Raw genomic sequence first — 12,561 nt, forward strand, 5'->3', positions numbered from 1 at the left:
GCGCGTCGGGACGCGCCGCGTCCGTGACCCGGAAGCCGGCCCCCGTCCCGCGACTGTCCGACGAGGCACCGCTCTTCGCGGGCTACGACGCGGCACCGTCGTTCGGGCGGGCGTTCGACGAGATGTTCGCCGACGACGGCACCGTCCGCACCCCGTACCGGCGCATCTTCGGCGCCCTCTCGTCGGCCGACGAATCGGACCTCGCGGCGCGCGTGGACGCGCTCGGCGCGGCCTTCATCGACCAGGGCATCACCTTCTCGCTGGAGGGCCGCGAGCGCCCCTTCCCGCTCGACCTCGTGCCGCGCGTGATCGCCGCCGCCGAGTGGAACCGGCTGGAGAAGGGCATCAAGCAGCGCGTGCAGGCGCTGGAGATGTTCCTCGACGACATCTACTCGGAGCAGGAGATCCTGCGCGACGGCGTGGTTCCGAAGCGGCTGGTCACCTCCTGCGCCCACTTCCACCGCCAGGCCGCGGGGATCCGACCGCCCAACGGTGTGCGCATCCACGTCGCCGGTATCGACCTGATCCGGGACGCCGAGGGCACCTTCCGCGTGCTCGAGGACAACCTGCGGTCACCGTCGGGCGTGAGCTACGTGATGGAGAACCGCCGGACCATGGCGCAGGTCTTCCCGGACCTGTTCCAGCGGCACCGGGTGCGCGCCGTCGCCGACTACAGCTCGCACCTGCTCCGGGCGCTGCGGCGGAGCGCGGCCTCCAACGAGGCCGACCCGACGGTGGTGGTGCTGACCCCGGGCATGGCGAACTCCGCCTACTTCGAGCACTCCCTGCTGGCGCGGCAGATGGGCGTGGAGCTGGTCGAGGGCCGCGACCTCTTCTGCCGCGACAACGTGGTCTACATGCGCACCACCAACGGAGAGCAGCAAGTGGACGTGATCTACCGCCGCATCGACGACGAGTTCCTCGATCCGATGCAGTTCCTGCCGAACTCGGTGCTCGGCGTCGCGGGACTGCTCAACGCGGCCCGCGCCGGCAACGTGGTGATCAGCTCCGCCGTGGGCAACGGCGTGGCCGACGACAAGCTGACCTACACCTACGTGCCGGACATCATCGACTACTACCTCGGTGAGAAGCCGCTGCTGCAGAACGTCGACACCCTGCGCTGCTGGCTGGACGACGAGCGCGAGGAGGTGCTCGACCGGATCGAGGAGCTGGTGATCAAGCCCGTCGAGGGGTCGGGCGGCTACGGCATCGTCTTCGGCCCCGACGCGAGCGAGAAGGAGCTCGCGACGATGCGCCGCAAGGTGGCCGCCGATCCGCGCGGCTGGATCGCGCAGCCGGTCATGCAGCTGTCGACGGTGCCGACGAAGGTCGGTGAGCAGGCGCGCCCGCGCCACGTCGACCTGCGGCCCTTCGCCGTCAACGACGGCGACGACGTCTGGGTGCTGCCCGGCGGCTTGACCCGCGTCGCGCTGCCGGAGGGCTCCCTGGTCGTGAACTCGAGTCAGGGCGGCGGCTCCAAGGACACCTGGGTGCTCGCCGCCCGCTCCTCGGCCGCCGAGGCGGAGCTGGAGGGCGCCGAGGTGGTACCCCGGCGCGACCTGGCCGAACAGCAGCAGGTGGAGCTCGGCCCCGAGCTCAGCTCACAGGACCAACAGCAGCAGCAGGCACGTCAGGAGGGTCCCGATGCTCGCCCGTAACGCCGAGGCGCTGTACTGGATCGGCAGGTACGCCGAACGTGCCGACGACACCGCCCGGATGCTCGACGTGACCGTGCACCAGTTCCTCGAGGACGCCACCGTCGACGAGGACCGGGTATCCCGGCAGCTCGTGCGGGTTCTCGGCATTCCCGAGCCGCCCGCGGACCAGCCGCTGGACCTGCGCGCCGTGACCGAGGTCGTCGCGTACAACCGCGACCCCGGCAGCGGTTCGATCGCCGCCAGTGTCGCCTCCGCCCGCGAGAACGCTCGCGGTGCGCGCGAGGTGACCAGTTCGGAGATGTGGGAGTGCCTCAACGCCACCTACAACGGGCTCGCCGAGCGCGAGCGCGCCGCGCGCCGGCTCGGACCGCACGAGTTCCTGAATTACATCAAGAACCGCGCCGCGATGTTCGCGGGCCTGACCGACTCGACGCTCTCGCGCGACGAGGGCTACCGGTTCCTGCTTCTGGGCCGCTCGATCGAGCGGATGGACATGACGGTCCGGCTGCTGCTCTCCCGCGCGGGGGAACGCGCCGGCTCGCCCACCTGGGTGACGGTGCTGCGCGCGACCGGCGCCCACGACACCTATCTGCGCACCTATCGCGGTGTGCTGGACGCGACCCGGGTGGTCGAGTTCATCCTGGTCGATCGGCTGTTCCCGAGGTCGGTCATCCACGCGCTCACCACGGCGGAGGACTGCCTCGGCGCCATCGAGGGCGGCCGCGAGGGCCGCCTCGGCACGCGCACCGAGGCGCAGCGGCTCCTCGGGCGCGCCCGCGGCGAGCTGGAGTACCTCGCGCCCGGCGAGCTCCTCGACGACCTGCAACGCCGGCTCCTCGCCCTGCAGGAACTCGGGCAGGCCGCGGGTGAGGCCATCACCGCCCGCTACTTCCACGTGACGCCGTACGTCGCCTGGACCGACGCCCGCGCCCGCGGCGACATCGACACCATCCTGGAGGGGGAGCTGTGAGCTGGCGTCTTCGAGTCGTGCACTCCACCGGATTCGGCTACAACGCGCCGGTGACCTCGTCGTACAACGAGGCGCGGCTGACGCCTCGGAGTGACCAGCGGCAGAACGTGATCCTCAATCGCGTGGAGACGGTGCCCGCCACCCGCGCCTACCGGTACACCGACTACTGGGGCACCGCGGTGACCGCCTTCGACCTGCACGCCCCGCACACCGCGCTCGAGGTCATGGGCGCTTCGGTCGTGGAGACCGAGGCCGCCGACGACGGGGGCGACGTGGTCACCTGGGACGCGCTCGGCACCGAGCGGGTGCGCGACCGGTTCGACGAGCTGCTCAGCTTCACCGACTACGTGCCCAAGCACCGCAGGCTGGCGGCGCAGGCGAAGAAGCTGGTCAAGGATCTGGAACCCGACGAGGCCGTGCTCGCGGTGTGCCGCTGGGTGCACGAGGAACTGGACTACGTGCCGGGCACCACCGGCGTGCACTCGTCGGCGATCGACGCCTGGGACGAGCGCAAGGGCGTCTGCCAGGACTACGCGCACCTGACGCTGCTCCTGCTCCGCAGCGTGGGGATCCCGGCCCGGTACGTCTCGGGGTACCTGCACCCCCAGCGCGACGCGGAGATCGGGGCGACGGTGGCGGGCGAGTCGCACGCCTGGATCGAAGCGTGGACGGGGCAGTGGCGCGGCTACGACCCCACCAACGACGTCCCGATCGGCGAGCGGCACGTCTCCGTGGGCGTGGGCCGCGACTACGCCGACGTGCCGCCCCTGCGCGGCGTCATCGCCGGTGGAGGAGCCTCGGATCTCGACGTGGTCGTCGAGATCACCCGGCTCGCATGATCACCCGGCACGGATGACCGACGACACCCCGCTGCGGATCGCCGTCCGCGGCGCACGGGTGCACAACCTGCGCGCGCTCGACGTGGACGTGCCGCTGCGGCGCCTCGTCGCGATCGCCGGCGTGTCGGGCAGCGGCAAGTCGTCCCTGGCGATGGGCGTGCTGTACGCGGAGGGCTCGCGCCGCTACCTGGAGGCCCTGTCCACGTACACCCGCCGCCGCATGGCGCAGGCCCCGCGGGCGGCGGTCGACTCGGTCGAGCACGTCCCCGCCGCGCTCGCGCTGCGGCAGCGGCCTGGCGTTCCGGGGGTGCGCAGCACCTTCGGCACGAGCACCGAGTTGCTGAACGTGGTGCGGCTCATGTTCTCCCGTCTCGCGTCCCACCGCTGCCCGAACGGCCACTACCTCGATCCGACGATCGATGTCGCCATCGGCCTGGACCTCACGTGCCCGGTCTGCGGGGTCGTTTTCACCCCGCCCGGTGCGGAGTCCCTGGCCTTCAACTCCGACGGTGCCTGCCCCACCTGCTCGGGGACGGGCACCGTCCGCGAGGTCGACGGTGCCGCACTCGTGCCCGACACCACGAAGACCATCGCCGACGGAGCCGTCGCACCCTGGTCGATGTTCGGCTTCTCCTTCATGCCCCAGGTGGTCGCGGACCTCGGCGTGCGCATCGACGTGCCCTACGACGAGCTCAGCGACGCGGAGCGGGAGATCGTGCTGCACGGCCCCGCCGAGAAACGGAAGGTGGCGGTCTCGAGCAAGAACGGCAAGCTGTTCGAGGTCAACTTCACCTATCGGAGCGCGAACGCCGCCGTGCAGGAGGCGCTCGACAAGGCCACCACCGAGGCGGGGCTCGGCCGGATCAACCGATTCGTGCACGCCGGCGTCTGTCCCGATTGCGGCGGCACCCGGCTCAGCCCGGAGGCACGGGCGCCGCGCATCGGTGACCTCGGCCTCGCGGAGGTCAGCGCGATGACGCTCGACGAGGTCGTGGCGTGGGCACCGGGCACCGTCGGGCCGCTCCCGGCCGACATGCGCGAGATGGCCGGAATCCTCGTCGACACCCTGGAATCCATCGCACGGCGCCTGCTGCAGCTGGGCCTCGGCTACCTCGGCCTGGACCGCGCCGCGGCCACCCTCTCCACCGGTGAGCGGCAGCGGGTGCAACTCGCGCGGGCGGTCCGCAACCGCACCACCGGTGTGCTGTACGTGCTCGACGAGCCGTCGGTGGGGCTGCATCCGGCCAACGTCGAGGGTCTCCTCGGCGTGGTGCGGGACCTGTTGCGGGACGGCAATTCCGCGGTCGTCGTGGATCACGACCTGGATGTCCTCCGCGAGGCGGAGCACATCATCGAGATCGGCCCCGGCTCCGGCGCGGAGGGCGGCCGCCTGATCGCGCAGGGGGCCGTCGCCGAGATCGAGCGGGACCAGAACTCCGTGCTGGGCGACTACCTGGCCGGCCGCGAACCCGTTCGGACCAGGCCGCGCACCCCCGACGGGGAGGTCTTCTCGCGGGGCGTCATCCACCTCGAGACGGCTCCGATCCACACCGTGCACGCCCTCTCCGTCGATCTGCCGGTGGGCCGGATCACCGCGGTGACGGGCGTTTCCGGCTCCGGCAAGTCCACGCTGGTGCTCGAGGGGCTGGTCCCAGCGCTCACCGCCGCGGCGGCCGGCGAGCCGCTGCCGGGACATGTCACGGTGCTCGATGCGCCGGGCCTCGGCAGGGTGAACCTGGTGGACGCCACGCCGATCGGCGTCAACGTGCGCTCGACCGTGGCGACCTACAGCGGCGTCCTCGACGATCTGCGCCGCGAGTACGCGAGGACCGCCGCCGCGAAGGACCTGGGCCTGAAAGCCGGTGCCTTCTCGTACAACACGGGCTCGCTCCGCTGCCCGCGGTGCGAGGGGACGGGGCAGGTCTCGCTCGACGTGCAGTTCCTCCCCGACGTCGACATCGAATGCCCGTCCTGCCTGGGCCGACGGTACGCCCCCGAGGCCTCGTCGGTGCGCTGGCCGGAGCCCGACGGGCGGTCCCTCCCGGACCTGTTGGCGCTCAGCGTCCGCGAGGCCGCCGAAGCCGTGCCCGTGTCGCGCATCGCGAAGAAGCTGCGCACCCTGGACGATCTCGGCCTCGGCTACCTGACCCTGGGCGAGGCGACGCCGGCGTTGTCGGGCGGCGAGGCCCAGCGGCTCAAGCTCGCGGGAGAGCTGGGGCGCGATCAGTCCGACGCCGTCTTCGTGCTCGACGAACCTTCGGTGGGCCTGCACCCGAAGGATGTCCGCGTCCTGCTCGACGTGCTGCAGCGGCTCGTCGACCGCGGTGCGACGATCGTCGTCGTCGAGCACGACCTCGACATGATCGCCAACGCCGACCACGTGATCGACCTCGGCCCGGGTGGCGGGGCCGCGGGCGGCACCGTCGTCGCCCACGGGACGCCGGAGGAGGTGGCCGGTACCACGGACAGCATGACCGGCCGGTTCCTACGGGCGCACCTGGAGGGCACCCGGCTCAGCTGAGCGCGTTCCCCTTGGTCTCGGGCACCAGGTACACGGCCGCAGCGGTGGCGCCGCACAGCGCCACGATGTAGACGCCGGCCATCCAGCCGACGCCGAGCTACCGGGTGATGGCCCGGATGGCGGTCGGTGCACCGCCCGGATCGTCGTAGACCGTCACCGGGCGGCACCGTCGAGCGTGATGACAAGGACGGCCTCGTCGGCCCGCCGCCGCGAGAGCGCCGTCTTGAGAGTGCTCCCGAGGCCGATGACGACGGCCTGCAGGCCGTACTTCGCGCGCAGCGCCCGGCGTACCGTCGCGATTTCCGGCCCGTCGGCCACGATCGTCGCCCGACCCGTCACCGTCGGGGCGCCGGGCTCGATGCGGCCGCGCACGTCGCACGGGGTGAGCTCCACGCGCGGGTCGTTCCCGAGCCGCTTGACTTTGCCCGCGTCGGGCGCGGTGGACACGCCGATCCGGCCGACGCCGAGCGGGACTGTCCAGACCGGCGTGGACACGCGCTCCCCGGACCTGCGGAAGGTCGCGAGCGAGACGTAGCGGGCGCTACCCGCATCGAACCCGGTCATGATGCGGCTCCCGCTGGGTGGGTGGCCGGGGCCAGCCCGACCTCCGCGCATGCCGCGGGGAAGGCGTCGGCGCCGAGGCCGTCGATCGGCCCGACGACGCCGGCCGTCCGTCCCAGTCCCCGGGCCAGACGGTCCGCCGCCATCGCCATCAGTTCGGCGGTGACGGTGTAGGGCGACGGGCCGTCGACCTCGACCTCGGCGAGCACCTCGCCGGACGCGGATCGCGCGACAGCGATCGCGAGGCCGCGGGTCCGGGCGCGCTCGGCCTCGTCGGGACCTCCCGCGGGACCGACGAACCGGGGGAGGACCGCGTCGAGCGCGCGCCGGCCGAGCGGGTGCCGGGAGAGCGCCGTCGCGACGAGCGACATCGCCTGCATGGGCCGCGCGAGCTCCGGGAACCAGCCGTTGAAGACGCGGACGTCCTGCAGCTGCGGATAGGTACGGGGGAGCTGGAGGACCTCGGTGCCGGTGGCGAGGATGCCCGCCCGCTCGCGCCCGCGCACGGGGAAGCGGACGACCTCCTGGGCGGCCCGCAGATCGACCAGTGCGCCGCGGCGGAACACGGCGACGGGCAGGCTCATGCCGTCGAGGACGGTCCCGCGCGTGCCCTGGCTCAGACCGTTGCGCAGCGAGCCGGTGGCGAAGTAGCCGATGTCCACCGATCTCGCCTCCTCACCCGCCTCATTGAGCGCGAGCGATCCCGCGAGGACGCCGGGGACGTAGTCGTAGCCGAAGGCGGGGAGCATGACCGAGCCGTTCGCACGGGCCTGCCCGTCGTGCCGGCGGTGCAGTTCGCGGACGAAGCCGACCTCGCCGGTCGAGTCCACGTAGTGCGCGCCGGCGCGGGCGGCAGCCTCGGCGGCGACCCACCCGACGCGCTCGAACGGGCCGACACCGGTCACGAGCACGTCGCCCGCGGTGACGAGGGCGCGCACACTGTCGGGGTCGGAGACGTCGGCGACCTGGTACTCCAGGCCGCCGTGGCGCTCGGCGAGCTCCGCGAGCCTGCCCTGTGATCGGGCGGACAGGACGGGGCGTACGCCGCGCGCGACGAGCGCGTCGACGGCGAGACCGCCCGCGTAGCCGGTCGCGCCGAAGACGACGATCCGGCCCGGGGTGTTCTCCTGTGCGGTCATGGTGGGGCTCCTTGGGACGGTGTCGGATTTCAGCGTGCGCCGGTGGCCTTCCAGATGCGTAGCGCGGTGGTGACCGTCGGTGCCCACAGTCGCCACGGGACGCCGGCGGGCGGGTAGAAGTTCAGGCGGGACTGGCGTGCGATCGTCTGTGCCTCGGTGTACTTGAGCAGACCCTCGGCGCCGTGCCGGCGGCCGAGACCGGAATCGCCCATGCCGCCCATGGGGGAGTCGATGCTTCCCCAGGCGGCGGCGAAGGCGTCGTTGATGTTGACGGTGCCGGTGCGCAGCCGGGCCGCGACTGTCGCGGCGCGTCGGGCATCGCGACCCCACACGCTGCTGTTGAGGCCGTAGACGGTGTCGTTGGCGCGCGCGATCGCCTCGTCGTCGTCCGCGACGCGGTAGATCGAGACGACGGGGCCGAAGGTCTCGTGCTCGTAGACCGTCATCTCCGGCGTCACGTCCGTGAGGATCGTCGGCTCGTAGAACAGGGGGCCGAGGTCCGGGCGCGCCCGGCCACCGGCGAGGACGGTAGCGCCCTTCGCGACGGCGTCGGCGACGTGCTCGGTGACGGTCCGGAGCTGCTTGTCCGTGGTGAGACTGCCGACGTCGGAGCTGAAGTCGTAGGTGGCGCCGATCTCGAGGGACTTCGTGCGTTCGACGAACTTCGCCACGAAGGCGTCGTACACGCGGTCGGCGACGTACATCCGCTCGACCGACACGCACAGCTGGCCCGCCGACGGGAAGGCCGCGGCGACCGCGCCGGCCGCGGCCCGGTCCACGTCGGCGTCGTCGAGGACGAGCATCGCGTTCTTGCCGCCCAGCTCGAGGGAGGCGCCGATCAGGCGCTCGCCCGCGTCGCGGGCGATGCGACGTCCGGTGGCGGTGGACCCCGTGAACATCATGTAGTCCGCGCCGGCCATGAGGGCGTCACCGATCGTGCTGCCACTCCCGATGACCATCTGCCACAGGTCGGCGGGGAGCCCGGCCTCGTTCATCAGGTCCAGGGCCCACAGCGCGGTGAGTGCGGTCTGGGTGTCCGGCTTCTGGACGACGGCGTTCCCGGCCATGAGTGCCGCGATCGCATCGGTGGCGGCCATGGAGAGCGGATAGTTCCACGGCGAGATGATCGCGACGACGCCCTTGGGGTGGTGCAGCTCGGTGGTCCGGGTGAGCAGCGGGAGCGCGCCGCCTCGACGGTGCGGGGCGAGCGCCTTGGGGCCGGTCCGCGCGTAGTACCGCGCCGCGATCGCCGTGTCCGCGATCTCGAGGTAGGCGTCGCGACGGGTCTTGCCGTTCTCCGCCTGCATCAGGTCGAGTCCCGTCGCCTGCCGTTCGAGCACCAGGTCGTGGAAGCGGAGGAGCACCTTGGCGCGGTCGGCGGCGGGGGTCGCCGCCCATCCGGCCTGCGCGCGCCGGGCGCGGGCGTACGCCTCCTCGACGTCGGAGGGCGTCGACATCGGAAGGTCGGCCAGAGGGGCGCCGCTGTACGGAGCGTGCGTGACGGTGCGGGTGGCGTCGGGTGCGGCGCTGACGCGGCGGGCCAGACGGTGCAGTGCTGCAGTCGTCAGCGACGCCGGCGGTGCCGGGATCGACGACGTGGTGGTGATGTCCGATGCGGTCGATGTCATGTCTGCGGGCTCCTCGCCGTCGTGATGTATGCGTTGCTTACATCGACGCTAGACCGGCGATGTAAGCACTGTCAACAGGGTGTGGGGAATCGCCTCGGCCGTTGACGCAGCCGGACCGCTCGGTTAATGTAAGCGGTGCACACATCGCAGGTCGTACCCGGTCGGGGCGGCCGGAACGCCCGCCCCTGAAGGAGGCACCCGCCCATGTCGAAGCGCATCCTCAACGTCGTCACCAATGTCGGCCAGTACGACGATCCGTCGCACAAGACCGGCCTGTGGTTGTCCGAGCTCACCCACGCCTGGCACGTCTTCGAGGACGCGGGCTTCGAGCAGGTTCTGGTCAGTCCCCAGGGCGGTGCGGTGCCGCTCGAGCCGCGCTCGCTGAAGTTCCCCAACTACGACAAGACCGCGAAGGCCTGGCGCGCCGACCCCGCCAAGATGGCGCTGCTGGAGAACACTGCCGGCCCCGAGCAGATCGACTCCGCCGACTTCGATGCGATCTTCTTCACCGGCGGGCACGCCGTGATGTACGACTTCCCGGGCAGCGAGGGGCTGCAGCGGATCACGCGCGAGATCTTCGAGCGCGGCGACATCGTCTCGTCCGTCTGCCACGGCTACTGCGGCCTGCTCGACACGAAGCTCACGAACGGCGACTACCTGATCAAGGGGCGCAAGATGACCGGGTTCGCGTGGCAGGAGGAGGTGCTCGCCCGCGTCGACAAGCTGGTCCCGTACAACGCGGAGGAGCGGTGCAAGGAGCGCGGCGCGCTCTACGAGAAGGGCAAGCTGCCGTTCGTGTCCTACACGGTGGTCGACGGGAACCTCGTCACCGGCCAGAACCCGGGCTCGGCCAAGGACACGGCCCGGAAGGTCGCGGCGCTGCTGTGAGGGCGGCTCAGGTCCAGCCGTAGTCCTCGCGCAGGCGTTGCGCGACGGACTCGAAGCGCCGGCGGTCCAGCACGGCGCCCTCGCGGCGGATGCCGTCCTCCGGCACGTCGAGAACGCGATCGAGCCGCACCCACGAGGGACGCTGGTCGGCGTCCCACGGGCCGGAGCCGATGCCCACCCAGTCCGGCTCGCCCATGTGCCGCTCCTGGCTGGAGAGCATCAGGCCCAGCAGGCTGCTCGCCGACCGCCCCACCACCAGCACCGGGCGATCCTTGCCCTGGCCCGCGTTCGGTCCCGTCGTCTCCTCGAACTCGACCCAGGTCCACACGATCTCGCCCGGGTCGGCCCGACCGTCGAGCTGCGGCGCGTAGACGACGCCGCGCGCCATCAGCGCGGTGGGGGTGGAGGTGCGGGTCACCGGCCTGCCGGGCGTGAACTCCTTGGGCTCCGACGGTGCCTCCAGGCCCAGCGCCTGCGTCACCGTCTGCGTGACGGCCTGCGTGATCGCCTCGCGGCCCGCGCGGACCGTCGGGCTGTTGACGACCTGCGCCGCGAGCCGCGGCCCGTGCTCGCGTGCGAGCTTGGCGGCCACGGCCGCGAAGCGGGTGAAGTCGTTCGCCATACCCTCCAGGATAGGCACGGACGGCGGGACGCCGCTTGCGACGAATTCCGGCGACCCCGCTCGTATGTACCTGTGCAGACCGATCCCGAGCACAGGAGCACACCATGACCATCCGCACCGACACCGACCTGTACGACGCCACCGTCGCCGAACGCACCCGGATGGCCGGGCTGCTGGAGCGTCTCGCGCCCGAGCAGTGGGTCGCCGACTCGCTGTGCCCGGGCTGGCGCGTCCGGGAGGTGGTCGCCCACCTGAACATGACCGACACGCAGACGTACGAGCAGTTCCAGGCCGCGGTCGCCGAGGCGCAGGGCGACGTCAACGCCGCCGTCGACCACCTCGCCCGCGCCGACGCCGCGCGGTACACCGATGCCGAACTGCTGGCGATCCAGAAGGCACGCGTGGCGAGCCGCTGGACTCCCGGCCCGGGCGCGACGCAGGGCGCCCTCGCCCACGAGGTGATCCACGGCCTCGACATCACCGTCCCGCTGGGCCTGCCGGCGCCCGAGCCCGAGGTGCTCGCGGCGACGGTGGCCGGATCGACCGCGGAGAACCTCGCCTTCTTCGGCGTCGACCTGACCGGCCTGCGGCTGGCGGCCGACGACTCGGACCTCGTCCTCGGCGACGGCCCGCGGGAGGTCGCGCTGCCGACGCTCACCATCGTCCTCATCGCGACGGGCCGACACCCGGTCCCGGCGGGTGAGGCCGTGGGATGATCACCGCGTGGCGGTGAGCAGTGCGGCGGTGATCGACGAGGCGGTTCTCGGCGAACTCCGCCCCGAGCTGGTCCGCTACTGCTACCGCATGATCGGCGACGGCGCGGGCGCCGAGGACGCCGCGCAGGAGATCCTGCTGCGGCTGTGGCGCGCGCGTCAGACCTATGACCCGGCGCGCGCGAGTGTCCGGACCTGGGCGTATGCGATCGCCTCGCGATACTGCATCGACCTGCTGCGCGCCGCCCCGCGCAAGGCCCTTCCGACGGACCTGTCCGAGCGGAACGGCGCGGGGGATCAGGCCTTCGCCGAGCTGCGGCCCGGCAGCTGGGTCACGCCGCTGCCGGACGCCGGCGGTGATCCCGCCGCGGCCGTCGAACGGCACGAGACGATCCGCATGGCCTTCGTCGCGACGCTGCAGCACCTGACGCCGTCCCAACGCGCGGTGCTGATCCTGCGCGACGTCTACCGGCACAGCGCGGCCGAGACCGCGTCGATGCTGGGGATCAGCGCGGCGGCGGCCCACTCCTCGCTGCAGCGGGCGCGGAAGGTGCTCGCGGGGGCGGGGCCGGCACCGTCGGACGTCCCGGCGAGCGAGGTGGATCCCCGGCTCCTCGACGGCTTCGTCCGCGCCTTCGAGCGGCACGACGTCGCGGGCCTGGCCGCCCTGCTCGCGGAGGACGTCGTCTTCTCCATGCCGCCGGTCGCCTTCTGGCTCCGCGGCGCGGACGATTACGCGGCGCTCTTCGGCTCCGGCGACGCTTGCGTAGGACACCGGCTTGTGCCGACCACCGCGAACGGTTCCCCGGCGTTCGGGCAGTACGCCCCGGACGGGGAGGGCGGGTTGCGTCCGTTCGCCCTCGTCGTCATCGAGTCCGACGGTGCCCGGATCACCCGGGTGACCACGTGCCTGGATCAGGCCCACCGGTTCGAGGCCTTCGGTCTGCCGTCCCGCCTGGAGGTCGGCGTCGCGCCGGCTCACGGCGGCATGAGAAACTAGGGGTTGACGTGTGCCGGGAACC

The 12,561-nt window shown here is 72.1% G+C and carries 11 protein-coding genes; 7 read left to right on the forward strand and 4 right to left on the reverse strand.

What is annotated here, in order from left to right; genetic code table 11:
- Nucleotides 1-122 precede the first annotated feature (122 nt).
- Genes AC21LY_RS08745 through AC21LY_RS08760 form a run of 4 tightly spaced genes read left to right on the forward strand, consistent with a single transcriptional unit; the run spans nucleotide 123 to nucleotide 5,988 of the window.
- Entirely contained in the window at nucleotides 123-1,658 is a 1,536-nt protein-coding gene (locus tag AC21LY_RS08745) for a circularly permuted type 2 ATP-grasp protein (RefSeq protein ID WP_489046441.1), read from the forward strand.
- On the forward strand, nucleotides 1,645-2,628 hold the full coding sequence (locus AC21LY_RS08750) for an alpha-E domain-containing protein (RefSeq protein WP_489046040.1): 984 nt from the start codon (nucleotides 1,645-1,647) through the stop codon (nucleotides 2,626-2,628). The genes AC21LY_RS08745 and AC21LY_RS08750 overlap by 14 nt, the downstream gene beginning before the upstream one ends.
- Nucleotides 2,625-3,467, forward strand: a complete 843-nt coding sequence (locus tag AC21LY_RS08755) for a transglutaminase family protein (RefSeq protein WP_489046041.1) — start codon at nucleotides 2,625-2,627, stop codon at nucleotides 3,465-3,467. The genes AC21LY_RS08750 and AC21LY_RS08755 overlap by 4 nt, the downstream gene beginning before the upstream one ends.
- Nucleotides 3,468-3,480: 13 nt before the next feature.
- A complete protein-coding gene (locus AC21LY_RS08760; RefSeq protein WP_489046042.1) occupies nucleotides 3,481-5,988 on the forward strand; it encodes an excinuclease ABC subunit UvrA in 2,508 nt (835 codons plus the stop codon).
- 153 nt (nucleotides 5,989-6,141) lie between these two features.
- Here the strand turns inward: AC21LY_RS08760 and AC21LY_RS08765 are convergent, their stop codons facing one another.
- Genes AC21LY_RS08765 through AC21LY_RS08775 form a run of 3 tightly spaced genes read right to left on the reverse strand, consistent with a single transcriptional unit; the run spans nucleotide 6,142 to nucleotide 9,316 of the window.
- Nucleotides 6,142-6,552: a PPOX class F420-dependent oxidoreductase gene (locus tag AC21LY_RS08765; protein ID WP_489046043.1), complete on the reverse strand. Its 411-nt coding sequence runs from the start codon at nucleotides 6,550-6,552 to the stop codon at nucleotides 6,142-6,144.
- Entirely contained in the window at nucleotides 6,549-7,688 is a 1,140-nt protein-coding gene (locus AC21LY_RS08770; RefSeq protein WP_489046045.1) for a saccharopine dehydrogenase family protein, read from the reverse strand. The genes AC21LY_RS08765 and AC21LY_RS08770 overlap by 4 nt, the downstream gene beginning before the upstream one ends.
- A gap of 29 nt (nucleotides 7,689-7,717) precedes the next feature.
- On the reverse strand, nucleotides 7,718-9,316 hold the full coding sequence (locus tag AC21LY_RS08775) for a succinic semialdehyde dehydrogenase (protein WP_489046046.1): 1,599 nt from the start codon (nucleotides 9,314-9,316) through the stop codon (nucleotides 7,718-7,720).
- 204 nt (nucleotides 9,317-9,520) lie between these two features.
- On the opposite strand from AC21LY_RS08775, the gene AC21LY_RS08780 reads away from it, so the two are divergent.
- Nucleotides 9,521-10,204, forward strand: coding sequence for a type 1 glutamine amidotransferase domain-containing protein (locus tag AC21LY_RS08780; protein ID WP_489046047.1), 684 nt, complete (start codon nucleotides 9,521-9,523; stop codon nucleotides 10,202-10,204).
- A 7-nt stretch (nucleotides 10,205-10,211) separates the two neighbouring features.
- On the opposite strand, the gene AC21LY_RS08785 is transcribed toward AC21LY_RS08780, so the two are convergent.
- Complete coding sequence (locus AC21LY_RS08785) at nucleotides 10,212-10,826, reverse strand: type II toxin-antitoxin system PemK/MazF family toxin (RefSeq protein ID WP_489046048.1); 615 nt, start codon at nucleotides 10,824-10,826, stop codon at nucleotides 10,212-10,214.
- 104 nt (nucleotides 10,827-10,930) lie between these two features.
- On the opposite strand from AC21LY_RS08785, the gene AC21LY_RS08790 reads away from it, so the two are divergent.
- Both AC21LY_RS08790 and AC21LY_RS08795 read left to right on the forward strand, forming a co-directional pair.
- On the forward strand, nucleotides 10,931-11,542 hold the full coding sequence (locus AC21LY_RS08790; protein WP_489046049.1) for a maleylpyruvate isomerase family mycothiol-dependent enzyme: 612 nt from the start codon (nucleotides 10,931-10,933) through the stop codon (nucleotides 11,540-11,542).
- A 7-nt stretch (nucleotides 11,543-11,549) separates the two neighbouring features.
- Nucleotides 11,550-12,539, forward strand: coding sequence for an RNA polymerase subunit sigma-70 (locus AC21LY_RS08795; protein WP_489046050.1), 990 nt, complete (start codon nucleotides 11,550-11,552; stop codon nucleotides 12,537-12,539).
- Nucleotides 12,540-12,561: the final 22 nt, after the last annotated feature.

The sequence above is a fragment of the Tsukamurella sp. II2bb genome (assembly GCF_057815145.1).

Excerpts from the sequence above, each read along its gene's own strand:
- AC21LY_RS08745 (WP_489046441.1), top strand. The coding sequence starts at position 123 with ATGTTCGCCGACGACGGCACCGTCCGCACCCCGTACCGGCGCATCTTC.
- AC21LY_RS08750 (WP_489046040.1), top strand. The coding sequence starts at position 1,645 with ATGCTCGCCCGTAACGCCGAGGCGCTGTACTGGATCGGCAGGTACGCC.
- AC21LY_RS08760 (WP_489046042.1), top strand. The coding sequence starts at position 3,481 with ATGACCGACGACACCCCGCTGCGGATCGCCGTCCGCGGCGCACGGGTG.
- AC21LY_RS08765 (WP_489046043.1), bottom strand. The coding sequence starts at position 6,552 with ATGACCGGGTTCGATGCGGGTAGCGCCCGCTACGTCTCGCTCGCGACC.
- AC21LY_RS08770 (WP_489046045.1), bottom strand. The coding sequence starts at position 7,688 with ATGACCGCACAGGAGAACACCCCGGGCCGGATCGTCGTCTTCGGCGCG.
- AC21LY_RS08775 (WP_489046046.1), bottom strand. The coding sequence starts at position 9,316 with ATGACATCGACCGCATCGGACATCACCACCACGTCGTCGATCCCGGCA.
- AC21LY_RS08780 (WP_489046047.1), top strand. The coding sequence starts at position 9,521 with ATGTCGAAGCGCATCCTCAACGTCGTCACCAATGTCGGCCAGTACGAC.
- AC21LY_RS08785 (WP_489046048.1), bottom strand. The coding sequence starts at position 10,826 with ATGGCGAACGACTTCACCCGCTTCGCGGCCGTGGCCGCCAAGCTCGCA.
- AC21LY_RS08790 (WP_489046049.1), top strand. The coding sequence starts at position 10,931 with ATGACCATCCGCACCGACACCGACCTGTACGACGCCACCGTCGCCGAA.